This window comes from Zestomonas carbonaria, from assembly GCF_904061905.1.
GTDB classification, from domain to species: Bacteria; Pseudomonadota; Gammaproteobacteria; order Pseudomonadales; family Pseudomonadaceae; genus Aquipseudomonas; species Aquipseudomonas carbonaria.
Window position 1 is genome coordinate 78,164 of the sequence record NZ_CAJFCI010000077.1, and the last position, 24,280, is coordinate 102,443.

The 24,280-nt window shown below is 54.6% G+C and carries 20 protein-coding genes and 1 tRNA gene; 19 read left to right on the forward strand and 2 right to left on the reverse strand.

The genetic code is table 11. The features are described from left to right. The first annotated feature begins 73 nt into the window (after window positions 1-73). The 18 genes from PSEWESI4_RS20165 (at window position 74) to PSEWESI4_RS20250 (ending at window position 20,200) form a co-directional block, all read left to right on the forward strand. A complete protein-coding gene (locus PSEWESI4_RS20165; RefSeq protein ID WP_187673018.1) occupies window positions 74-1,552 on the forward strand; it encodes an MBL fold metallo-hydrolase RNA specificity domain-containing protein in 1,479 nt (492 codons plus the stop codon). A gap of 100 nt (window positions 1,553-1,652) precedes the next feature. Beyond that, entirely contained in the window at window positions 1,653-2,975 is a 1,323-nt protein-coding gene (locus PSEWESI4_RS20170; protein WP_187673019.1) for a flippase, read from the forward strand. 54 nt (window positions 2,976-3,029) lie between these two features. After that, complete coding sequence (locus tag PSEWESI4_RS20175; RefSeq protein ID WP_187673020.1) at window positions 3,030-4,232, forward strand: polysaccharide pyruvyl transferase family protein; 1,203 nt, start codon at window positions 3,030-3,032, stop codon at window positions 4,230-4,232. A gap of 23 nt (window positions 4,233-4,255) precedes the next feature. Beyond that, window positions 4,256-5,515: a hypothetical protein gene (locus PSEWESI4_RS20180; RefSeq protein ID WP_187673021.1), complete on the forward strand. Its 1,260-nt coding sequence runs from the start codon at window positions 4,256-4,258 to the stop codon at window positions 5,513-5,515. 41 nt (window positions 5,516-5,556) lie between these two features. Then, complete coding sequence (locus PSEWESI4_RS20185; protein WP_187673022.1) at window positions 5,557-6,393, forward strand: hypothetical protein; 837 nt, start codon at window positions 5,557-5,559, stop codon at window positions 6,391-6,393. Then, window positions 6,387-7,070: an acyltransferase gene (locus tag PSEWESI4_RS20190; RefSeq protein WP_210768864.1), complete on the forward strand. Its 684-nt coding sequence runs from the start codon at window positions 6,387-6,389 to the stop codon at window positions 7,068-7,070. The genes PSEWESI4_RS20185 and PSEWESI4_RS20190 overlap by 7 nt, the downstream gene beginning before the upstream one ends. Window positions 7,071-7,075: 5 nt before the next feature. Then, the gene (locus PSEWESI4_RS20195; RefSeq protein ID WP_187673023.1) at window positions 7,076-8,152 is read left to right on the forward strand and encodes a glycosyltransferase family 4 protein; all 1,077 of its coding nucleotides are present in this window, start codon (window positions 7,076-7,078) and stop codon (window positions 8,150-8,152) included. 10 nt (window positions 8,153-8,162) lie between these two features. Continuing rightward, on the forward strand, window positions 8,163-9,275 hold the full coding sequence (locus PSEWESI4_RS20200; RefSeq protein WP_187673024.1) for a DUF1972 domain-containing protein: 1,113 nt from the start codon (window positions 8,163-8,165) through the stop codon (window positions 9,273-9,275). A 9-nt stretch (window positions 9,276-9,284) separates the two neighbouring features. After that, a complete protein-coding gene (gene rfbB, locus PSEWESI4_RS20205; protein WP_187673025.1) occupies window positions 9,285-10,361 on the forward strand; it encodes a dTDP-glucose 4,6-dehydratase in 1,077 nt (358 codons plus the stop codon). Continuing rightward, window positions 10,358-11,221 carry a glucose-1-phosphate thymidylyltransferase RfbA gene (gene rfbA / locus PSEWESI4_RS20210; protein ID WP_187673026.1) on the forward strand — a complete coding sequence of 288 codons (864 nt, stop codon included), beginning with the start codon at window positions 10,358-10,360 and terminating at the stop codon, window positions 11,219-11,221. The genes rfbB and rfbA overlap by 4 nt, the downstream gene beginning before the upstream one ends. A gap of 87 nt (window positions 11,222-11,308) precedes the next feature. Then, the gene (gene rfbC, locus PSEWESI4_RS20215; RefSeq protein ID WP_187673027.1) at window positions 11,309-11,851 is read left to right on the forward strand and encodes a dTDP-4-dehydrorhamnose 3,5-epimerase; all 543 of its coding nucleotides are present in this window, start codon (window positions 11,309-11,311) and stop codon (window positions 11,849-11,851) included. Window positions 11,852-11,853: 2 nt separating this feature from the next. Further along, window positions 11,854-12,735: a dTDP-4-dehydrorhamnose reductase gene (rfbD, locus tag PSEWESI4_RS20220; RefSeq protein WP_187673028.1), complete on the forward strand. Its 882-nt coding sequence runs from the start codon at window positions 11,854-11,856 to the stop codon at window positions 12,733-12,735. Window positions 12,736-12,915: 180 nt separating this feature from the next. After that, window positions 12,916-14,301, forward strand: coding sequence for an undecaprenyl-phosphate glucose phosphotransferase (locus PSEWESI4_RS20225; RefSeq protein ID WP_187673029.1), 1,386 nt, complete (start codon window positions 12,916-12,918; stop codon window positions 14,299-14,301). A gap of 50 nt (window positions 14,302-14,351) precedes the next feature. Beyond that, entirely contained in the window at window positions 14,352-15,596 is a 1,245-nt protein-coding gene (locus tag PSEWESI4_RS20230; protein ID WP_187673030.1) for an O-antigen ligase family protein, read from the forward strand. Between the two features lie 41 nt (window positions 15,597-15,637). After that, window positions 15,638-16,591: a UDP-glucose 4-epimerase family protein gene (locus tag PSEWESI4_RS20235; protein ID WP_187673031.1), complete on the forward strand. Its 954-nt coding sequence runs from the start codon at window positions 15,638-15,640 to the stop codon at window positions 16,589-16,591. Between the two features lie 37 nt (window positions 16,592-16,628). Then, entirely contained in the window at window positions 16,629-17,642 is a 1,014-nt protein-coding gene (locus tag PSEWESI4_RS20240; RefSeq protein ID WP_187673032.1) for an MraY family glycosyltransferase, read from the forward strand. 137 nt (window positions 17,643-17,779) lie between these two features. Further along, the gene (locus PSEWESI4_RS20245) at window positions 17,780-19,798 is read left to right on the forward strand and encodes a polysaccharide biosynthesis protein (protein ID WP_187673033.1); all 2,019 of its coding nucleotides are present in this window, start codon (window positions 17,780-17,782) and stop codon (window positions 19,796-19,798) included. 78 nt (window positions 19,799-19,876) lie between these two features. Continuing rightward, a complete protein-coding gene (locus tag PSEWESI4_RS20250) occupies window positions 19,877-20,200 on the forward strand; it encodes a ComEA family DNA-binding protein (RefSeq protein WP_187673034.1) in 324 nt (107 codons plus the stop codon). A 337-nt stretch (window positions 20,201-20,537) separates the two neighbouring features. Here the strand turns inward: PSEWESI4_RS20250 and PSEWESI4_RS20255 are convergent. Then, a tRNA-Asn gene (locus tag PSEWESI4_RS20255) sits at window positions 20,538-20,613 on the reverse strand. A 66-nt stretch (window positions 20,614-20,679) separates the two neighbouring features. Further along, entirely contained in the window at window positions 20,680-21,876 is a 1,197-nt protein-coding gene (locus tag PSEWESI4_RS20260; protein WP_187673035.1) for an amino acid aminotransferase, read from the reverse strand. A 324-nt stretch (window positions 21,877-22,200) separates the two neighbouring features. Here PSEWESI4_RS20260 and uvrB point away from each other — a divergent pair, with 324 nt between their 5' ends. After that, the gene (gene uvrB, locus PSEWESI4_RS20265; protein ID WP_187673036.1) at window positions 22,201-24,216 is read left to right on the forward strand and encodes an excinuclease ABC subunit UvrB; all 2,016 of its coding nucleotides are present in this window, start codon (window positions 22,201-22,203) and stop codon (window positions 24,214-24,216) included. Window positions 24,217-24,280 lie beyond the last annotated feature (64 nt).

Here is a 24,280-nt window from a genome sequence, read left to right on the forward strand (position 1 = left end):
CCCGGAAGGGGAGCGTCGGGCGAACCTTGCGAGCGTTTGCGATGCTGCAGGGCCGGAGGTTAAGGGACTGACCATGGTTTACCCAGAGATTCTCCATCATGGAGCCGTGCAAGGTGTGACCGGCTCCTGTCACCAGTTGCTGATGGATGCGGAGCACAGTCTGCTGATCGACTGTGGCCTCTTCCAGGGGGCGGAAACCTCGCAGGAGGGGAGGGCGGGCGCGAACCACCTGGCCATCGACTTTTCCCTGGACGGCATCAAGGCACTAGTGGCCACTCACGTGCACATCGATCATGTGGGGCGTATTCCCTACCTGATGGCGGCTGGCTTCAAGGGGCCGATTCTCTGTAGCGAGCCCTCGGCGCGGTTGCTGCCCATTGTGCTGGAAGACGCCTTCAAACTCGGCTTCAGCCGCGATCAGCGCCAGGTGGAGCGCTACATCAAACTTGTCGAGACTCGTATCGTCGCGTTGCCTTACAGAAACTGGTTCACCCTGTTCGAGACCGATCGTCTGAACTGCCGGATTCGCCTGCAGCGGGCGGGACACATCCTGGGTTCCGCCTATGTGGAAGTTGACCTGCACTACCCGCAGGAGAAGCGAAGCAAGCGCATCGTCTTTTCCGGGGACCTGGGCGCGCCACATGCGCCGCTGTTACCGGCGCCCAAGCCGCCGTACCGCGCTGATCTGGTGGTGCTGGAAAGCACTTACGGCGATCGCCTGCATGAGGATCGCAAAATCAGAAGGCAACGCCTGGAGCAGGTCCTGGAACAGGCACTGGCCGACAACGGCAGCGTGTTGATTCCTGCCTTCAGCATCGGTCGCACCCAGGAGCTGCTCTATGAGCTGGAAGACATCCTGCACCGGAAAAACCTGAACGAGACCACGGGCGATGCGACCAATCGGCTTGCCGGGGTAGAGCCTGTCGACTGGCCTCGACTCCCCATCATTCTCGATTCGCCGCTGGCCAGCCGTTTCACCGAGGTCTACCGCGAACTCAAGCCTTTCTGGGATGCAGAGGCGCATCTACGCCTTCGAAAGGGGCGGGATCCGCTGTCCTTCGCAAACCTGATCACCGTCGACAGCCATGAGGCTCACCTGCGCATGCTGCGCCACCTGACGGATACCGCTCGTCCAGCCATCGTCATCGCCGGGAACGGTATGTGCAGCGGTGGTCGAATAGTCAATTATCTGAAATCCATGCTTCACGACGAACGGCACAACGTCCTTTTCGTTGGCTACCAGGCCCGGGGAACCCCGGGTAGGGCCATCCAGACGTATGGGCCTCGTGGCGGTCATGTGGATCTGGACGGCGAGCGCTTTGCCATTCGTGCCCGAGTCCATACCATAGGCGGCTATTCCGCGCATGCTGACCAGAAAGGACTGGTCAATTTCGTTACCCGTATGCGGGAGTGGCCGTCTGAAGTACGGATTGTGCATGGGGAGAGTTTCGCTAAACAAAGCTTAACTAAGGCTTTGCAAAATTTTTTTGTTCGGTATGAGCACAGAGTAAAAGTTGCTGTGCCTGTCAATAAAAATGATAGTGCAATATAGTCTTCAAAGTTACGAGTAGTAAGTGTAACTGCGATTATTGATTTGAAGATACTAGTCGGGGTTAGGGTAGAGCTATTGTGGCTTATTTAGGTGTTTGAATGTGCAAATAGTTAGAAGAGCTTTTCAAGATCCAAGGGTAAAAAAATATTTATTTAATTCATCCTGGATGCTTTCGGAACAGTTGTTAAGAATAGTTGCTGGCGTTTTTGTTGGTATCTATATCGCTCGTTATTTAGGGCCCGAGTTATTTGGGGCTCTAAGCTATGTGTTGGCAATATCAGCCTTTATACTTGCAGTTGTACGCCTAGGAATGGACGCGGTTTTGGTTCGCGATCTAGTTGGTGAGGTTGAGCGAGAACGGTTAATGGGGACAGCGTTCTGGCTTATGACTGCGGCTGCGTTGATATGCTATTCACTTGCGGGTTTAACTTTCTGGGGGATGGATGAGGTTGGCGATGTGCGGCTTTACTTGTTTATCGCCTCTGTGAGTGCCTTTTTTTTACCCTTCTTGAGTATTGATTATTTTTATCAGTCACAACTAAAGTCAAAGTATTCCGCTTGTTGCAAGACCGTAACTCTGTTTTTTATGTCATTAGTTAAGTTGTGGTTGATTTATGTGGAGGCCGATCTTTTTTCATTTGTTTTAGCCTCTCTATTTGATCATGTATTGCTTGCAGGACTTCTTCTGCTGATATTTTATAAGGGTTATGGTCTTAGCTTCCTTAAAAATTTTAGTTGGAAAAGCGCCAAAGAGATGTTGGTAAGTGCATGGCCAATGGTGTTGACAGCCGTTGCCTCTCTAATATATATGCGCATTGACCAGATCATGATTCGTAATATGTTGGGGTTGTATGAAGTTGGCATATATTCAGCTGCTGTTAAAATTTATGAGTCGTGGATAGTTATCCCATATATTATTACAGTTTCTCTACTGCCTGCCATTGTAAAGGTTAAGGCAGGGGATGAAGTGATCTATAAGAAGCGAATTGCTCAGTTATTTGGTTTTGTTGTTTGGATAAGCATTTTAGCTGCCGTTGTTACTTGTTTTTTAAGCGAACATTTAATGGTGCTAGCATTTGGTGAGGCATATCGGCCATCTGCAGCCGTTGTAAATATCGTTATGTGGACGGCTGTATTTGCATCTATAGGTTCTGTCTCGGCACGCTATTTCAATGTTGAGAAAATGGAAAGAAAGATAGCTTTACGAACTCTGATAGCAGCTAGTATGAATGTATGTTTGAATTGGCTTCTTATCCCGCTATATGGGATAAAAGGAGCGGCTATCTCAACTTTGTTTTGTACTTTTTTTGCGCACTATTTGCTTGACTGGTTTGATCGGGATTTGAGGATTCTGCTGCAGCTGAAGCATCAGTCTCTATTCATTCTGTTTAAGAGAGTGAAAGAGTCTGATGATGGGTTTTAATTATATGTTAGTTTTTTACAGCCTTGAGGCCTCTTGGGAAGGGTAAATGATTTTATGAGTGGAACTAAAGTTTACAATATCGTTGGGGCTTTTGATCGGCACAATTACGGTGATATTCTTTTTCCCCTTATTCATGCGCAGTTTATTCAGCGCAAGGTGGATAAGGCCGATATACGTTTTTTTTCAATAACCGCTTCTGATATGAGTGTTTGTGGCGGTGTGAGAAGCGAGCCCATAAAAAAACTAATTGCACATGATGGGTACCTTGATAGTACTACAATTATGTCTGGAGGGGACCTGCTAGGTGCAGATTGGGTGACAATGAAAGGGCATGTATCTTCAGAGGCTTTTTTTATACTGCTTAAAGCAACCAAGAAGATTCTTGGATTCACCTTGGCTAATCGATTGGTCGCAAGAGTATTTGGTGAACTAAATGAGTTTCCATACGTCCTGTCGGGTAAAAGTTTAAGCGGAAAGGTCTTTTACGTCTGTGTTGGTGGCTCTGGTTTCAGGAGCAAGGATGATAAGTATCACTTATCTCGAGTGGCGGACGAGCTTAAGACGGTAGCACGTGTTTCGGTGCGAGATCAGAATACATATGAATTATTAAGAGATAAGGGTGTTGACTGCGAACTAATTCCTGATAGCGCTCTAGTCATGTCGGACTACTATCCTCTCAATGTTTTAAATTCCCGAAATTGGCGTGACTCCTTGTTGCAGGACAATGGTTTCGATATCGGAAATTTCTTTGTTTTTCAGTCCGGCGAGTATTTTATATCCAAGTGTATGGATGAGGTGAAAAGAGAGCTTGATACGGTTTCGAAGAAAACGGGAATGTCGATTCTTTTTCTGCCGATAGGTCGGGCAACTGGACATGATGATCACAAGGTCTTATATCCACTTTATATGGAACTGAAAAAGTCTGGGTTGCCTGTCGCCTTTCAAAACAGCCCACATGTTTTAGATATTATGGCAGGATTGGCTAATGGTAAGTTCTATGTGGGGACTAGCCTGCATGGGGCTATTTCAGCATATTCATTTGGGAATAAGGTATGCGGGTTTTCACTGAATAATGTTCCTAAGTTGAAAAGTTTTGTACTTAGTTGGATGGAGAGCGGGGATTATTGTTTAGTGGATAATAACTATTTTTCCCCCCAAGTTCTAGGGATGATAAAGGATGGGGCTGGGGTGTTAGGAGTAGATGGCCTACAGCGACAGAAAGCTATGGTTTATAGTGAGTTGCAGCGCTATTTGTGACTATTGATAAATGGTGCGCCATAATGTTGTCAGAAAAAAGTTGGGTTTCAGGCTTTGGTGCTTTTTTTGTTTATTTTCTTATATTCTTGATATTTTACCATCAGTATATATTTGTAAATTTAGAGGAGGCTCTTGGGGTAGAAATTTTCCTTAAGGCTTGGAAAGAGCTTCTTGTTTTTATATTACTGCCGGTCGTGTTTTATGCTTTTTCTCTGCGAGGTTGGCCAAGGGATCGGGCTGCTTCAACTTTTATTCTCATGCTTTTTTGGTTGTTTTCAGTTTTTGCTTCGAGTCGAGGATCGCTGTTTGAGGATTTTTTATCATTCAAGGCCTTTTCTACTCCTTTGCTCTTGGCATCGGTGCTGTATTTTATAAATCTATATTCTCTTAATATGCATAGGCATTATGTGAATGCATTTTGTCTTGTATCGTTGCTTTTCAGTTTTTATGCATGTTATCAGTACCTTGCTTTCACGGTTCCCGAAGATTTTTGGTATTACAATATTTTTATTGCTCGAGGGCATGAGCAGAATTTTTGGGAGTTTTTTAGGGGCGATCGACCTAGGCTCTCTTCCTTTTTTACAAGTAGTTTAGAGTTTGCTCTGACATTAACTTTTTGCTATGCGATTTTTTTCTCCATGTTCATGGGGACGGTCGGAGTGAGGCGACTGCTGTGGGGAGGGGTCGTTTCTTTTTTGCTATTAGTGATAACGATTTCTAGTGTTAGGAGTGCATTGGTTTTAATCATTGTTGGGCATATGTGTGTATTTTTTTTCTCTTATGTGCGCCCAGTTATGAGAAAGTTTTGGATGTTTGCTTTTGTGGCATTTCTTGTTTTGGCAACTTTCTGGGCCATTAAAACTGGAGTAATTGCGGACTTATCTTCAGCCGGACGTTTGCGGCAGTGGGAAGAATTTTTTTCTCTTGTTGCTGCTTCGCCGCTTGGTGAGGGGGCGTCGTCGGTTGGCGTAGGACGCTTGTATTGGTTTGATTCTTTCTATATTAATCTCTTTTTGTCAATAGGTTTGATTCTTGGGGTGGTGTATTTACTATTCATGTTTTCCCCTGCATTCTATCTGATAAGCTTATACAAAGGAGAGGCTTATAGGCGTGCGAGTCTGCATACTAGAGCTCTTTCTTATGGCGTGGTCTTCTATACGCCTGGCTTGTTGTATTCATTCGTTTTTCAGAGCTTCTTTAATGCAGTAGCTATTTATATATATACTATGGTTTCTTTCTCGGTGTGTTTTTATTTTAAAAAGAATGGCGCGTCTGATAAATAAGGCCGGTTTTTATTTTTGTGTATATAGCTTGGTGGAATGAAATGCTGTCTTTAAGCGTTGTGGTTGTTTTGTATAAAAAGCATTTTGAGAGCTCGGTTGCTGTGAGCTCTCTTTTGTCTTCTTTTGATGCTATTAAGGGCGCTGGTTTCTTGCCAGTGATTTATGTTTGGAATAACTCTCCTGGCTTTTCACCTTGCCTAGATAGGGAGTCTGTTGTTTGGCTGGAGGGTGACAATTCAACATTGCCTTTTATTTATAATAGTGTGGCTGAGTTGGCGTTTGGCTCAGGCTCTTCGATACTTATGATTTCTGATGATGATACTGATTATTCGAATTTTGATTTCACTCGTCACTTGGGGGTGGTGAGGGATTTCGTTTTAGACAAATCTAAATCTGAGGTTACGGGTTGTTTTGTTCCGTGTATTCAGTCAGGAGGGCGATTGGTGAGTCCGGGGGGGCGCATTCTTTTTAAAGGATATCTTCTTAATCAGGTGCGACCGGGTCTTGTGTCATCTAAAAAACTTCTAGCAATTAATAGTGGTACGATTCTTACAAGGTCTTGTTATGAGCGAATGAGGCCTCTTTACAATGAACGGTTGAATTTCTATGGCACGGATACTGACTTTTTTGTTAGGTATGAGGATTTCTATAAGTGTGTCTATGTTTTGGACTCTGAAATCAATCATAGCCTTTCCTCTGATGGCGATGAGTCTATGGATCGTATGTTGTTCAGATGGCGGGACAATATTCATGCTATGAATATTATCTTTGAGAAGCGCTCTTTTTTCTTTAAGTTGGCTATGCATGCTTATTATTTTTTTGTAAAGGTTAAGCTCTCTATCCGCTTCTGTGATAGGAGGTTTCTGAAGATATGGTGATTAATAATCTCGTGAGCTTCTTGGCTTCAAGATTGAAGGGGGAAAATTTCAGGCTTGATCCTGGGGTTACCGATGGGTATTTGTTTCGCTTTGCTTTCTCTAGGGGGATTATGTATTTGCGTGGTTTGTTATACCTGCAACGGATGGTAATGGTTGGGTCTGGCGTTCAGCTTTTTGCCAAATCACATATGAGATTTGGGCGCTCGGTAAGTATTGACGATGGGTGTGTAGTCAATGGACTTTCACGTGATGGGATATTATTTGGTGATAATGTTTCGATCCAGAAGAGAACTATTATTGAGTGCACTGGAAGTTTGCGGCATTTAGGAAAGGGGCTTTCATTAGGGCGAAATGTCGGTGTTGGTTCTAATTCTTTTCTCGGCTGTGCGGGAGGTATTGATATAGGGGATGATACTATAATAGGGAATTATGTCTCGTTTCACTCTGAAAATCATAATCACTCTGATATAGGGATGCCTATTCGGCTTCAAGGTGTATCTCACCTGGGAATAAAGGTTGGTCGAGGGTGTTGGATTGGGGCAAAGGTAACGATACTAGATGGGGCTGTTATTGAAGATGGATGCATCATTGCAGCTGGTGCGCTATTGCCTCGTGGGCGTTATGTAGCTAACTCAATCTATGGTGGGGTCCCAGCTAAGCTAATTAAGAAAAGATAAAATTTATGAGAGAATTGATCTTTGTCCACTTATTCAATGACCGGAGCGGCAGCCCCAAAGTCTTATCGCAAGTTATAGTTGCAATGAGTCGTTTGGGTAGGTCGATAGAAATTCTGACTAGCCATCATGGTGATGGGTTTCTTAGTGATCTGCCTGGCGTGCGTCGTCAAATTTTTTATCGTCGTTCAGAGAATAAAATTCTAACGTTGATTTTTTATTTGGCGTCTCAGTTTTTTTTGTTTTTTCAGTGTCTTCGTTACTGGCGGCGAGATGTTGTTTTTTATATAAATACGATGCTTCCGTTTGGGGCTGCATTGGCTGCTTTATTGATGCGGAAGCCTGTTATTTATCATGTGCACGAAACTTCAATTCGGCCGTTCATGCTTAAGTGTTTTCTTCGGCTGATAATTAAGTTTACAGCTCGGAAGGTTATCTTTGTTTCTGATTATTTGCGTGCTGTTGAGGGGTTTGGTAATAACATATCTCAGTTCGTTCTGCATAATGCTTTGGATGGTGAGGTGAGGCCTATGCAGAGTCGTGTGAGAGAGGGGGATTTTAATGTATTAATGGTTTGTTCCTTGAAAAAATATAAAGGGATTCTCGAGTTTTTTGAAGTGGCAAAATCTTTGCGGCCGGATGTGTCCGTGCGGTTTGTGTTGGTTCTCAATGCGAGCCAGTTGGAAATTGATGAGTATTTATTTGGTGTTGTTGTTCCTGGTAATGTAACTATATTTCCTCGTCAATCGGATATTTCACCATTCTATCTAGACGCCTCGTTAGTTTTGAATTTGTCTCGCCCAGATGAATGGATTGAAACATTTGGCTTGACTGTGCTTGAGGCTATGTCTTTTGGTATTCCAGTTATTGTGCCTCCGGTTGGTGGGCCTGCTGAGATTGTTACTGATGGTAGGCATGGTTACTTAATTTCTTGCTACGAGACTCAGCGGGTCGCAGATACGATTAAGTATCTTTCTAGTAACCCAGGGCTTCATTCGCAATTGGCGCGTAATGCTTGGGTGCATGCTAAGCAGTTCTGTTTAAGAAGGTTTGAGTATAAAGTCTCTGAAATTATAGATAATTAAGGTCTGTGCATTGGATAAGCATCTTTGTATTCTAGGCATTCGCGGTATTCCTGCGCAGCATGGTGGCTTTGAGACTTTTGCGGAAAGGCTCTCGCTGTTTCTATTGTCGAGAGGGTGGAGGGTTTCTGTCTACTGTCAGGAGGAGGGGCAGGGTGACTCTTGGGAAAGTGAGTGGAAAGGGGTTCGTCGTATTCATATTCCTGTAAGCCAGAGAGGGGCGCTTGGGACTGTTGTTTTTGATTGGAAAGTTGCTAATTGCGCGCTCTCAGAGTCAGCTCTATTCCTAACTCTTGGTTATAATACTGCTGTTTTTAATTTTATGCAGAGAGCCAAGGGGCAGTCGAATATTATCAACATGGATGGCATAGAGTGGCGTCGAGACAAATGGGGGGCTATTGCTAAGGCTTGGTTTTGGCTCAATGAGCGTGCAGGTTGCTGGGTCGGTACTCATTTAGTGGCTGATCATCCCAAGATAAAGGATCATCTGGCTACTCGAGTTAACGCTAAAAAAATCACGATGATACCTTATGGTGGCGATGACATTGTAGGCGCTGATGCGGGGCTGCTTGACTCCTATGGTGTTGAGGTAGGGCAATTCTCTATTATTATCGCTCGCCCAGAGCCTGAAAACTCTTTCTTGGAAATGGTGCGGGCCTTTAGCAAGACCAAACGGAACCACAAGCTGGTTGTGTTAGGTAATTTCACCCCCGAAAATAATGCTTTTCACCGCCAGGTTATGGAATCTGCTAGCAATGAGGTGATCTTCCCTGGTGCTATTTACGACACAGCGGTGGTCCAAGCTCTGCGATTCTTTAGTCGTTTCTATCTGCATGGTCATCGTGTTGGAGGGACAAACCCTTCTCTTGTTGAGGGGCTAGGAGCTGGATGTGCGGTCATCGCCCATGATAACCATTTTAATCGCTGGGTGGCGGGTCCTGAAGCAGCTTATTTCAAGGATGAGATGTCTTGCGCATGTCTTTTTGATAAGTTACTTGGCGATGACGATGCTGTTGCACGAATGAAGGCAGGCAGCCGCGAGCGATTTCATGAATGTTTTACTTGGGAGCGGGTCTTGCGTGAATACGAAGAGCTGTTGATCCGTTGGTATCCAAAACATAAGTAAGAGCTTTCTATGACTTCCCGTATTCTCGTTACCGGCGGTGCCGGTTTTATTGGTTCCGCCGTAGTTCGTCACCTAATTCTAGATTCGTCACATGAGGTCGCGAACCTCGACAAGCTCACCTACGCAGGTAACCTGGAGTCGCTGGTTGATGTGGCCGATTCGCCACGCTACCGCTTCTACCAGGTAGATATTTGCGATGGACCTGCTTTGGACAAGGTGTTCACCGAGTTCCAGCCCACGGCTGTGATGCATCTCGCTGCTGAGTCCCATGTCGACCGCTCCATCGATGGGCCGGCGGACTTCATCGAAACCAATATTGTCGGCACCTACACCTTGCTGGAGGCGGCTCGCCGCTATTGGGTCGGGCTGCCTGATGCGGAAAAAGAAACCTTCCGCTTCCACCATATTTCCACCGATGAAGTGTATGGCGATCTGGAGGGCACGGACGATCTGTTCACCGAAACCACGCCTTATGCCCCCAGCTCCCCTTATTCCGCCTCGAAGGCCAGTTCCGACCATCTGGTACGTGCCTGGCATCGAACCTATGGCTTGCCGGTGCTGCTGACCAACTGTTCGAACAATTACGGGCCCTATCATTTTCCCGAGAAACTGATTCCGCACATGATCCTCAATGCGCTACATGGCAAGCCGTTGCCGGTGTATGGCGATGGTTTGCAGATCCGCGATTGGCTCTATGTGGAGGATCACGCTCGCGCTCTGGTGGAAGTGGTCACCAAGGGTAAGGTGGGGGAGACCTACAATATTGGTGGGCACAACGAGAAGCGAAATCTTGAGGTGGTGGAAACGATCTGCGATCTCTTGGACGAGTTGGCGCCGCAGGCAGCGGATCGCGAGCAAGCTCGCTCCTACAGGGAGCTGATTACCTTTGTGAAGGATCGGCCTGGGCATGACCTGCGCTACGCCATAGATGCATCGAAGATCGAGCGGGAGCTTGGGTGGAAGCCGCAGGAAACCTTCGAGAGTGGTATCCGCAAAACCGTGCAGTGGTATCTGGGTAATCGCGAGTGGTGGGAGCGGGTCCTGAATGGCAGCTACCAACTGGGCCGTTTGGGAGGCAAAGCATGAAGGGCATCATCCTCGCCGGTGGGTCCGGTACCCGTCTGCATCCGATCACCCGTGGCGTATCGAAGCAACTGCTGCCGATCTACGACAAGCCGATGATCTACTATCCGCTGTCTGTGCTGATGCTGGCCGGGATTCGTGAGGTTTTGATCATCTCGACGCCGGTGGACTTACCGAATTTTCGTACCCTGCTGGGCGACGGTTCGGAATTTGGTATCGAGCTCAGTTATGCCGAGCAACCGTCTCCGGATGGTTTGGCCCAGGCGTTCCTGATTGGCGAGCAGTTCATCGGAGACAGCAGTGTCTGCCTGATTCTCGGAGACAACATTTTCTACGGCTACGGCTTCAGCGCCATGCTTCGGGAAGCGGCTGGTCGGGAGCGGGGCGCTACGGTGTTCGGCTACCACGTGAACGATCCGGAGCGTTTCGGCGTGGTTGAGTTCGATGACGGCGGTAAGGCGATCTCTATCGAAGAGAAGCCGGCCAAGCCGAAGTCCAACTATGCGGTTACCGGTTTGTACTTCTATGACAACTCAGTGGTGGAGATCGCCAAACAGGTGAAGCCTTCCGCTCGAGGCGAACTGGAAATCACCGATGTGAACAATGCCTACCTGCAACGCGACGATCTGCATGTGAGTCTGCTGGGTCGCGGCTTCGCCTGGCTGGATACCGGCACCCACGACTCGCTGATGGAGGCCAGCCACTACGTACAGACCATCGAGACACGTCAAGGGCTGAAGGTCGCGTGCCTGGAAGAGATTGCCTATCACCAGGGTTGGCTCGGTCGTGAGCAGTTGGAGCGGCAGGCAGAGGCGCTGAGCAAGACAGGTTACGGGCAATACCTGAAGCGGTTGCTGGTCTGAGCAGAATCAGGACTGGCTTCCTGCTCCCGCAAGATCAACGCGGTTGCACCGTCTTCTTTACTTCCCATTTCTTGCGTTTTGTAGCTTATGAACATCATCGAAACAGCATTGCCCGGCGTATTGATCATCGAGCCCAAGGTGTTCGGCGATCATCGCGGTTTTTTCCTCGAAACCTTCCAGGTCGAGCGTTATCGCGAGGCCGGTATCGACCTGCCGTTCGTGCAGGACAATCATTCTCGCTCTCAGCGCGGTGTGCTGCGTGGCCTGCACTTCCAGCGTGCGCGCCCGCAGGGCAAGCTGGTCAGCGTCAGTCGCGGGGCGGTGTATGACGTGGCGGTGGATATCGACCCAGCATCGCCTACCTGCGGTCGCTTCGTCGGCGTCGAGTTGACGGACGAGAACCATCGTCAGCTCTGGGTGCCGCCAGGCTATGCCCACGGCTTCTGCGTACTCAGCGACGTGGCAGATTTCCAATACAAGTGTACCGACTTGTACTTCCCGGAAGATGAAGGCGGGCTGATCTGGAACGACCCCGACGTGAACATCCCCTGGCCGATAGAGGCACCGCAACTGTCGGCCAAGGACCAGCTCAATCCGACGCTGCGTCAATTGCTGGGCAGGGAGGAGTGAGCATGCGCGTACTGGTCACGGGGGCTCGTGGGCAGGTCGGCCATGAGTTGTTGCGCCGTGCACCCGACGGCTTCATGGTCAGTGGCCTGGGCTCGACCGATCTGGATGTCGGCGATGCTGTTCAGGTTGAGGCGATTATCGAGCGACTGCGCCCGCAATTGATCATCAACGCCGCCGCCTATACCGCGGTGGACAAGGCGGAGAGCGAACCGGAGCAAGCCTATCGGGTCAACCGTGATGGCGTCGCTCATCTTGCTCGTACAGCCGCTGCTGCGGACATACCGGTACTGCATATCTCCACCGACTACGTATTTTCCGGTGATGCCGAACAGCCTTATCGGGAAACCGACTCGACTTCCCCCAGTGGCGTCTATGGCGCCAGCAAGCTGGCCGGCGAGCAAGCCTTGGCCGAGCTCAACCCTCGACACCTGATACTGCGCACCAGTTGGGTGTTCGGTGCACATGGCCACAATTTCGTGAAGACCATGCTGCGTCTGGGGCGTGAGCGGGACAGCCTGGGCGTGGTAGCGGACCAGCGAGGTGGTCCCACCCCCGCGGCCAGCATCGCCGACGCGCTCTGGCAATTGGCGGCTCTTTACCGCGATCATGGCAATTTGCAATGGGGTGTCTACCATTTCAGTGGCGTGCCGTCCTGCACATGGCATGACTTCGCGATGGAGATATTCCGCCAAGCCGTGGATCTCGGCTTGCTGGAACGTCTGCCACAGGTGGACGCCATTGCTACTTCCGACTATCCCACTCCGGCGCGACGTCCAGCCTGGTCGGTACTGGACTGCAGTCGGCTGGTTGCTGTCCATGGCATTGCGCAGCCGGATTGGCATGACGAATTGCGTTCGGTGTTGCAGGAGCTGGTTGGGGCTTGACCCCCGAATTCGGAACTTGCAACGGATCTTTCAGCGCCGCTTTGCTTTCATTTATCCAGTTGTGAGAAGCGGGTTTCACATGGGTTGACCGTGCTTCAGGGCTGAGCTGATAGGGATAACGTGCTAGGATGCCTCGCTTTATACGAGTTGTTCTTGCTTTTCAGGAGCTTAGCGTAGGCAATGCCACAGTCCATTCATTACGAGCCCACCTTCGCCGAGCGCTATCCGGTTCCATTGTTCGCTGCCCTTCTGGATCTGTTGCTGGTCATCGGTGCAGCCTATCTGGCGTACTACCTTCGCTTCGGCACTTCGGACATGACGGGTCGCTACAACAGCGCGACCTTGCTGACGGCGGTGACGGTGATGGTGTGCCTGATCATGTTGGGAGTCTACGGGTCCTGGCGGGGCCGCTTCTTTCTACGTCAGCTCGGGCTGGTTTATGGCGCCTGGGGCGTCGCGATTGGCGCCATTCTGGCGTTGTCTTTCTTCCTCAAGGTTTCCGAAAGTTATTCGCGTATCTGGTTTGGTACGACCATTTGCATTGGCATTGCGCTTTGTACGGTGGTGCGTCTGGGGGTCTTTCTTTTCCTGCGTGCAGCACGTGCTCGGGGACGTAACCTCAAGAGTGTCCTGCTCGTGGGGGAGGGCGGAGCGGTGGCTGATTCGCTCAACCATGGCAGGGATCTGAGCGAGTACGGTTTCCGTGTTGCGAAGAGCATGCCGTTCGAGCGAGGTGAAGCCTGGGCTGAGGGTATGCTGCAGGAGGTGGTTGCCACTGGGGCCCACGAAGTATGGCTGTGCCTGCCGCTCAAGGAGGGGGATGCCCTGGGGCAGGTGCTCTACGCCCTTCGTCACCACACGGTCGAGGTGCGCTTTTTCCCCGATCTGGGGGAGATTCCCCTGCTCAATCACAAGGTCAGCAAAATCGCCGGGCGCTATTCCCTGGATCTCAGTTGCAGTCCTATGGATGGGCCGGCACGGATCGTCAAGCGCTTGGAGGATCTGGTGGTTGGTAGCCTGATATCGTTGCTTATCCTGCCTGTTTGCCTGCTGATCGGCCTTGCCATCAAGTTGGGTTCGCCGGGGCCGGTGCTGTTCAAGCAGTATCGCACCGGGATCAATGGCAAGAAGTTCAAGGTCTACAAGTTCCGCTCCATGGTTGTGCACAAGGAAACGGACGGCTCCGTTACCCAAGCTGCGCGTAACGATCCACGGGTAACACCACTCGGAGCCTTCCTGCGCCGCACCAGCCTGGATGAGTTGCCGCAGTTCTTTAACGTACTGCAGGGGCGCATGTCCATTGTCGGGCCCCGCCCCCATGCGCTGGCACACAACGAGTACTACAAGGATCTGGTCGAGTCCTATATGCAGCGCCACAAGGTCAAGCCGGGGATCACCGGTTGGGCACAGGTGAATGGATACCGTGGCGAAACCGACACTTTGCAGAAGATGCAGAAGCGGGTGGAGCACGACCTGTGGTACATCGACAACTGGTCGTTGTGGCTGGACCTCAAGATTATTTTTCTGACGGTGTTCAAGGGGTTCATAGGCAAGAACGCCTATTGATAGGGGAGTCGTCTTGAGGCGCCCGACAGAAATCGTATAGCGAGAAGTATGTGAAGGTTGAAACGAAGAGTCTGTCTGGTTTGATCGGCGACACGGCTGTTTGGCGTTCGGTATTGCTCTGGATGATGGCGGTGGGTCTGTTCATCCAGATATCTGGTTATGTCTGGTTCGAATCCGGCAGCGCTCGTAATGCTCAGGTCTATCTATGGCTGCTGGTACCGGCATTGGCCTATGGATTGGGACTGCTGGTCAGCGGTCGTGTCTCCTGGCCAGGCTGGCACTACTACCCCTGGCTGCTTCTGTTGCTGTGGGTGGGGCTCAGCGCACTTTGGGGGAGCTCGGAAGAGCCTTGGTCTCTGGCCAAGCGTGGTTTTGCGATTGCTGCCTTTTTCTTGGCGGTCCACTGTTTGTTGGACCTGGACGATCGCTTTCTGCGCATGGCGCTTCTGTTCGGTGTCGCAGGAGTAGCGCTAGGAGCTTTGGCCAGTCTGCTATATCAGTTCGCTTGGCTCGAGAAGCCATTGGCTTACCGGGCCTTCCGTATCGACCGCCTGGGGATCGGTGATTTCGCCAATTACGATTGGCCGGTGGTCGCAGGTATTTTTCATGGCGCGGTGGCTAGCTGGGCCTTGGGTGTTGTTGTAGATAAACGTACGTCGTTGCGCGCAGCCGCTTTCTGGTTGCTGGTGTTCGCGGTACTGGCGCTCTATGTATTGCTGACCTACACCCGTGGTGCCTGGTTTGGCATGCTGGGTAGCGCTTTTGCAGTGGTGTTGATGCAACGTTCCCGGCGTGGCTGGTGGTTGCTGGGGTTGGGTTTGCTTTGTATGGCCGTCGCAGTATTTCTGTGGTGGGACCGCTTGTTGTTCGAAGTTCAGACCCGCCAACTTTCCGGTCGCGAACTGATCTGGGATCACTTCGTGGCGGTGATGCCGGGGCACTGGTTGTTCGGTTATGGCCTGGGAACGCCATTCTCTTTTGTCTGGCCTGACGGTAGAAGCATCATCTTCCATGCTCACAGCCTGTTCTTGCAGCTGGTCTACGATAGTGGCCTGGTTGCCTTGGGGCTGATGGCCGCAGGATTGTTGGTGGTGGCCCATAAGGTCTGGAAGCTGCGGGACGACCCGTGGGTGAGGCTGGCCTTCCCCGCACTGGTGTTCGCCTTGATCGCCATGCTGACCGATGTCGAGCGCATATTCACCCGCCCTGGGGTCTACTGGACGGTGTTCTGGTTGCCTCTGGCGATACTGCTGGCCGTACCTGCGCGTAGGGGTAAGTTAGCCGGCGACCGGTAGCTCTTGGGCATGCAGTTTGTGGGTGTGAAGCATGGGGTCGTATGCGCATTCTGTTGACGGGAGGCACCGGCTTCATCGGCTCTGCGGTGGCCCGCGGGGTCGACTCGTGGACCGATCATGAGTTGATACTTGCTGGACGTCGTGCAGGGGCGGTTATTCTGGGCGTCCGCTATATCGAGATCGGGGATATTGGAGCGATCACCGATTGGGCACCTGCCCTGCAACAGGTCGATGTGGTCATCCACTGTGCCGCTCGTGTGCATGTATTGGCAGAGTCCGAGCGGGATCCGCTTGCGGCTTTCCGGGTAGTCAATGTGACAGGCACTTTGCGCCTTGCTCGACAGGCAGCGGAGCAGGGCGTCAGGCGGTTCGTCTTCCTGAGCTCGGTGAAGGTGCATGGCGAGACCAGTGCCCCGGGGAGGCCATTCCGAGTCGGGGACTCTTACGCTCCCGCCGATGCCTATGCCATCTCCAAGATGGAGGCCGAGCAGGCTCTGCTGGCGTTGGCAGAGGAAACCTCCATGGAGGTGGTGATCATCCGGCCGCCGCTGGTCTATGGCCCAGGTGTAGGTGCCAATTTCCGCAGCATGATGGATTGGCTGAGCCGAGGGGTTCCATTGCCCTTGGGGGCAGTGCATAACCGCCGTAGTCTTCTGGCGCTGGACAATCTGGTCGACCTGGTGTTGCTCTGTGTCGAGCACCCCGCGGCTGCGGGCCGGGTCCTGCTGGCTAGCGATGACGAGGACCTTTCCACTCCCGAGTTGCTGCGTCGCTTGGGAAGAGCCATGGGGCGTTCGGCCAGGCTGCTGCCGATTCCACCTCGTTGCTTGGAATTGGGAGCAACCTTGCTGGGGCGGCCAGCGCTGAGCCAGCGTCTTTGCGGCTTTCTCCAGGTGGATATCAGCGAGACCCGCGAGTTGCTAGGATGGACGCCGCCGCTGACTGTCGAAGAGGCGCTGAGGCGTACAGCCGAAGCATATCAAGCCGCCCAGTGAGGTTTTGGGGCGGTGGATGGAGCTTCCTGGGGGCTGAATGGAACTGCTGTGGTGGCTACTCCCTGTGGTGGGTGTGCTTTCGTTCGGGCTGACCGGCGGACTGCTGCATTACGCGCGGGCGCAACGCTTGCTGGATATGCCTAATGGACGCAGCTCCCATACGGTACCGACCCCACGTGGTGGCGGTGTCGCTATTGTCGTCTGTTTTCTTGCCGCTTTGCCGCCACTGTATTTGGCCGGTCTGCTGCCCTGGACTTTCCTGTGGGCCTTGCTGGTGGCTGGAGCCGGCGTGGCTGCCATAGGCTTTCTCGATGATCATGCGCCCGTTGCCATTGCGTGGCGCCTGTTGGTCCATGGGCTCTGTTCGCTCTGGATGCTGGTGTGGCTCGGCGGATTGCCGGAGCTGGATCTGTTCGGGCTCCTTGTCGAGCCGGGGATGCTGGGCGCTGCTCTGGCGTTGCTCTTCCTGGTCTGGCTGCTGAATCTCTACAACTTCATGGATGGTCTCGATGGTATTGCCGCTATCGAGGCGATCTCCGTATGTCTGGGGGGGGCTCTGCTCTACTGGATATCGGGTGCATGGGTGCATGCGGCTGTCCCGTTGTTGCTGGCTTCCGCTGTGGCGGGCTTTCTGTTCTGGAACTGGCCGCCGGCCCGGATTTTCATGGGGGATGCCGGTAGCGGATTCCTGGGGATGGTGCTCGGCGGCCTGTTGCTTCAGGCGGCCTGGATCTCTCCCGAGCTGTTCTGGAGTTGGTTGATCCTGCTCGGAGTGTTCGTGGTGGACGCTACCTGGACGCTGCTGCACCGCATGTTGCGTGGTGAAAAATGGCATCAGGCCCACCGTAGTCATGCCTATCAAACGGCCGCACGGCGTTTCGGTGGGCATCTGCCGGTTACCCTGGCGGTTGCGGCAGTCAACCTGTTCTGGCTGCTGCCCTGGGCGCTATGGGTTGTGGCTGGCGGGCTGTCGGGTGGGGTGGGGCTGCTGTTGGCTTATATGCCGCTGTGCTGGCTGGCATGGGCATTTCGTGCTGGAGCACGAGAGTAGCGGTTTTGCGAGGGCTCGTCGTTTTCGATAGATGCTTCACAGCGGCGGTGGCTGCGTCCAGAATCCCACTGGACATGGACAGACTCCCATCCGCCGAGACGCAGAATGGACAGCCGTTAAGTGAGCAATAACAACAAATGATCGACTCACTGCGTTCCACCCTGTTGGGTTTGCCGCGCCACCACAAGCGCATGTTGCAGGTCGCCACGGATGTCGTATTGATCTGGCTGGCGCTGTGGCTGGCATTCGTTGTGCGCCTGGGATTCGATGGCCCCATCGATCCTTTCGGTGATCATTTCTGGCTGTTCGCCGTTGCCCCGCTGGTTTCCATTCCGATCTTCATTCGTCTCGGCATGTACCGGGCAGTCATGCGCTACTTCGGCAACGATGCGCTGCTCGCCATTTTCAAGGCGGTCACCCTTTCCGTCCTGCTGCTTGCCTTGCTGCTCTACCTGTATAGGGAAGCGCCTGTCGTGGTTCCGCGCTCCCTGGTGTTCAACTACTGGTGGTTGAGCCTGATGCTGATTGGCGGTTTACGCCTGGCCATGCGGCAGTACTTCCTGGGCGATTGGTACGTGGCCAGCCAGCAGTTTCCCTTCATCACTGGGCGGCAGGAGGATGGCCTGCGCAAGGTGGCTATCTATGGCGCGGGTGGGGCGGGCAACCAGTTGGTGGCGGCCCTGCGTTCGGGGCGGGTGATGCGTCCGGTGGCGTTCGTCGACGACGACGAGAGCCTGGCCTACCGGGTGATCGCCGGGCTACTGGTTTACAAGCCTGCCCATATCCAGCGAATGATCGAGCGTACCGGGGCGCAGGAAATTCTCCTGGCGATTCCCTCGGCTTCAAGGGCGCGGCGCCGGGAAATTCTCGAGATGCTGGAGGACACTCCCTTGCACGTGCGCACCGTGCCGGATGTCAGCGAACTCGCCAGTGGCCGGGTTCGGGTCGATGACATCCAGGAGGTGGATATCGCGGACCTGCTCGGGCGCGATGCGGTGCCTCCACAGCAGGCGCTGCTCGAGCGCTGTATCCGTGGACGTTCGGTGATGATCACCGGGGCAGGAGGCTCCATCGGCGGAGAGCTATGTCGGCAGATTCTTGGCTGCGCCCCCGAGGTCCTGTTGTTGCTGGACCATAGCGAGTTCAACCTGTACAGCATTCATGCCGATTTGATTCGAAGAGTCGAACGCGAGGGGCTTGCGATACGCCTGATACCTGTCCTGGGCTCGGTGCGTAATCCGGGGCGTCTGCACGAACTGATGCATACCTGGCAGGTGAACACTGTCTATCACGCCGCCGCCTACAAGCATGTTCCGATCGTCGAGCAAAACATCGCCGAGGGTGTGTTGAACAATGTGATCGGGACGTTGCACACCGCTCAGTCAGCGGTACGGGCGGGAGTGGAGAACTTCGTGCTGGTTTCGACCGACAAGGCGGTGCGCCCGGCCAACGTGATGGGGTGCACCAAGCGACTGGCGGAAATGCTGTTGCAGGCCCTGAGTCGCGAGCCCGCTCCGGTGATGTTCGATGATCGGGATGGCCTGCACCGGGTCAACAAGACCCGTTTCACCATGGTGCGTTTCGGCAATGTACTGGGATCTTCCGGCTCGGTGATTCCGCGCTTCCAGGAACAGATCTTGCGCGGCGGTCCGGTGACGGTGACACACCCGGGCATCACCCGATATTTCATGACCATTCCCGAGGCTGCCCAGTTGGTCATCCAGGCGGGCGCGATGGGGCAGGGAGGGGATGTCTTCGTGCTGGACATGGGCCGCCCGGTAAGGATCGTCGAGCTGGCTGAGAGGATGATTCGCCTTTGCGGGCTACGCGTGCGCTCGGAAAAGAACCCTCATGGCGACATCGCCATCGAGTTCACCGGCCTGCGCCCTGGCGAGAAGCTCTACGAGGAGTTGTTGATCGGCGATAACGTCAGTAGCACCGAGCATCCTATGATCATGCGGGCCAACGAAGAGCATCTGTCCTGGGATGCCTTGAAGTCAGTACTCGAGGCGCTGCTGCAGGCCATCGAGGGTGATGATTATGTGCGGGTCAGGGAGTTGCTGCATGGTGCGGTGAGTGGCTATGCCCCGGAGGGAGATATCGTCGACTGGATTCATTTGCGACGCGCTTCAAAGTTTCAGGACCCGGAGCTTTGATGCCGGGTCCGGTTGGGGCTAGGTTCGGAATGCGCGGAATAGCCGCGCCGATGTCAACTGATGAAATGGAGCTTCAATATGTTCAAGGGACGCGTTTCCTCTCTGCTGTTCGCTGTTTTTGCAACTCTCTCCGTAGCCACTGTGGCGGCCGAGCCCTCCAAGGTTCGGGCTGGTAGCTCTGCCGCTGCTGTGCATGTGGTCGAAGGCAAAGTGAACCTCAACACCGCCGACGCCGAAACCCTGCAGCGTGAGCTGACTGGTATCGGGGCGACCAAGGCCGAGGCTATCGTCGAATACCGCGAGGCGAACGGTCCGTTCGTTGCGGTGGACGAACTGCTGGAGGTGAAGGGGATTGGCGCGGCGACGTTGGATAAGAATCGCGATAAGTTGACGATCAACTGATTGCGAGTCGTGCTGGATGGGCCGGTCGAATGACCGGCCTTTTTGCATTCTGGACTGAACGTAAACGTAGGGTGGGCTTTAGCCCACCGCACAGAGTTCGAGCCTGGATGGTGGGCTAAAGCCCACCCTACGCGGCAAACCCACCAGAAACGAAAAAGCCCCAGGCTTTCACCTGGGGCTTCGAATCTGGCTCCGCGACCTGGACTCGACGGCGTCAGCCGAACGCGCTTCAGCGCGGCCCCGAAGGGGTGGCCGAATAACCTGGGACGTAGTCCCTGGTGAGAGTTCAGTACCGGCAAACAAAAAGCCCCGGGCTTCCACCTGGGGCTTTTGAATCTGGCTCCGCGACCTGGACTCGAACCAGGGACCCAGTGATTAACAGTCACTTGCTCTACCGACTGAGCTATCGCGGAACAACGGTGCGTATCCTACTGATTAAAAAGGGGAAGTCAAGTCTTGCCGACTTCCCCTCGTCGTTTTTACAGGACCCGGGCGATTGCGCTGGTCACCGCAGAGAGGTTGCGGCTGTTCAGTGCGGCGACGCAGATGCGTCCGGTGCCGACCGCATAGATGCCGAACTCGGTCTTCAGGCGCTCGACCTGTTCGACGGTCAGGCCCGAGTAGGAGAACATGCCACGCTGCTCGGCAACGAAGCCGAAATCGCGCTTGGCGCCCAATGCCGCCAGTTGCTCGACCATGGCCAGGCGCATGCTGCGGATGCGGTCGCGCATTTCGCCCAGCTCTTCTTCCCACAAGGCGCGCAGTTCCGGGCTGTTGAGCACCGCTGCGACGACGGTGGCGCCGTGGGTCGGCGGGTTGGAGTAGTTGGTGCGGATCACCCGCTTGACCTGGGACAGCACGCGGCTGGCTTCTTCCTGCGAGTTGGTGACGATGGACAGAGCGCCGACTCGCTCGCCATACAGCGAGAAGGACTTGGAGAAGGAGCTGGATACGAAGAACTGCAGCCCGGATTCGGCGAACAGGCGCACCGCTTCGGCGTCCTGCTCGATGCCGTCGCCGAACCCCTGGTAGGCGATGTCCAGGAAAGGCACGTGCTCGCGCTCGCGCAGGACTTCCAGCACGGCTTTCCAGTCCTCGAGCTTGAGGTCCACGCCGGTCGGGTTGTGGCAGCAGGCGTGCAGCACCACGATGGAGCGAGATGGCAGGCTGCGCAGGTCTTCGAGCATGCCGCCGCGGTTGACGCCGTTGCTGAAGGGATCGTAGTAGCGGTAGTTCTGCACCGGGAAACCGGCCGATTCGAACAGCGCGCGGTGGTTTTCCCAGCTCGGGTCGCTGATAGCGACCACGGCGTCCGGCAGCAGGCGCTTGAGGAAGTCGGCGCCGATCTTCAGCGCGCCGGTGCCACCCAGGGCCTGGGTGGTGACTACGCGACCTTCGGCGATCAGCGCGGCATCGGCGCCGAACAGCAGTTTCTGCACGGCCTGGTCATAGGCGGAGATGCCCTCGATCGGCAGGTAGCCGCGCGGCGCATGGGCGGCCAGGCGGGCCTTCTCGGCCTCGGCGACGGCGCGCAGCAGCGGAATTCGACCTTCTTCGTTGTAGTAGACCCCCACACCCAGGTTGACCTTGGTCGGACGGGTGTCGGCGTTGAATGCTTCGTTGAGGCCCAGGATGGGGTCGCGCGGAGCCATTTCGACGGCGGAGAAGAGACTCATGATGAATGCGGCAGCTCGAAGGTGAGGGTGGGGGCCATGTGCCCCCCGTCAGCGAGCGTTGGGGGGCGCCTAAACGGGGCGCTAGTATAGCGGTCCCGGGGGTGCGCGGCGACAGTGAAAACGTCTGAAATACAGGCGTTCTGCGCGAGAAACGGCTGAAAAGGGCGGTGCGTCTTCATCGCCGGTTCCGTCGTCCGCGACACTCTGCTTTTGACGTAGTCTGTCGGAGTGCGTCACAGTCGTTGATTGCCACTGTTTTTAGGCGGGGTGGTCCCTGTGTCCGGAATGCGACCGGCGAGCGAGCCCCCTTCATCGAGGTAAGCCATGTCCCAGTTCCAGCTCGTGACCAGATTCCAGCCTGCCGGCGACCAGCCGGAGGCCATTCGCCAGATGGTCGAGGGGCTCGAGGCAGGCTTGTCGCACCAGACGCTGCTCGGCGTGACCGGCTCCGGCAAGACCTTCAGCATTGCCAACGTGATCTCCCAGGTGCAGCGCCCGACCCTGGTTCTGGCGCCCAACAAGACCCTGGCGGCGCAGCTCTACGGCGAGTTCAAGGCGTTCTTCCCGCACAACGCAGTGGAATACTTCGTTTCCTACTACGACTACTACCAGCCGGAAGCCTATGTGCCGTCCTCCGACACCTTCATCGAGAAGGATGCCTCGATCAACGACCACATCGAACAGATGCGTCTGTCGGCGACCAAGGCGCTGATCGAGCGGCCGGATGCCATCGTGGTCGCCACCGTCTCCTCCATCTACGGCCTGGGCAGCCCGGAGGAGTATCTGAAGATGGTCCTGCACATCGACCGTGGCGACAAAATGGACCAGCGCGCCTTGCTGCGCCGCCTGACCGAGTTGCAGTACACCCGCAACGACCTGGATTTCGCCCGCGCGAGCTTCCGCGTGCGTGGCGATGTGATCGACATCTTCCCGGCCGAGTCCGAGCTGGAGGCCATCCGCGTCGAGCTGTTCGACGATGAGGTGGAGAGCCTGGCGGCCTTCGATCCGCTGACCGGCGAGGTGATCAAGAAGCTGCCGCGCTTCACCTTCTACCCGAAGAGCCACTACGTCACCCCGCGCGAAACGCTGCTTGGCGCGGTGGACGCGATCAAGCTCGAACTGGCCGAGCGCCTGGAATGGCTGCGTGCCAACAACAAGCTGGTCGAGGCGCAACGCCTGGAGCAGCGCACCCGCTTCGACCTGGAGATGATCCTGGAGCTGGGTTACTGCAACGGTATCGAAAACTACTCGCGCTATCTCTCCGGCCGGGCGCCGGGCGAGCCGCCGCCGACCCTCTACGACTACCTGCCGGACGAGTCGCTGCTGGTGATCGACGAGTCCCACGTCACGGTTCCGCAGATCGGCGCGATGTTCAAGGGCGACCGCTCGCGCAAGGAAACCCTGGTGGAATACGGCTTCCGCCTGCCCTCGGCGCTGGACAACCGGCCGCTGCGCTTCGAGGAGTGGGAGGCGGCGAGCCCGCAGACCATCTTCGTGTCCGCCACGCCTGGGCCCTACGAGGCCGATCACGCCGGGCGGGTGATCGAACAGGTGGTGCGCCCCACCGGGTTGGTCGACCCGGAGGTCGAGGTGCGCCCGGCCACCACCCAGGTCGACGACCTGCTCTCGGAGATCCACAAGCGCGTGGCGGTCGCCGAGAGGGTGCTGGTCACCACCCTGACCAAGCGCATGGCCGAGGACCTCACCGACTACCTGGCCGATCACGGTGTGCGGGTGCGCTACCTGCACTCGGACATCGAGACCGTCGAGCGGGTGGAAATCATCCGCGACCTGCGCATCGGTACCTTCGACGTGCTGGTCGGCATCAACCTGCTGCGCGAGGGCCTGGACATGCCGGAGGTCGCGCTGGTGGCGATCCTCGATGCCGACAAGGAAGGCTTCCTGCGTTCCGAGCGCTCGCTGATCCAGACCATCGGCCGCGCGGCGCGCAACCTCAACGGCAAGGCGATCCTCTATGCCGACAACATGACTGGCTCGATGCAGCGCGCTATCGGCGAGACCGAGCGGCGCCGCGTCAAGCAGATCGCCTTCAACGAGGCCCACGGCATCGTGCCGAAGGGCGTCAAGAAGGATGTTCGCGACATCCTCGAGGGGGCTACCGTGCCCGGCTCGCGCAGCGGCAAGCGCAAGAGCATCGCCAAGGTGGCGGAGGAGAGCGGCCGCTACGAAAACGAGCTGCGTTCGCCGAGCGAGATCACCAAGCGCATCCGCCAGCTCGAAGAAAAGATGATGCAACTGGCCCGCGACCTGGAATTCGAAGCCGCCGCCCAGGTGCGCGACGAGATCCATGCGCTGCGCGAGCGTCTGTTGCAAGTCTGATGCCGATACCACTCCCGTAGGGTGGGCTTCAGCCCACCGAGCGGAGCCGAGCGTTGCCTGGTGG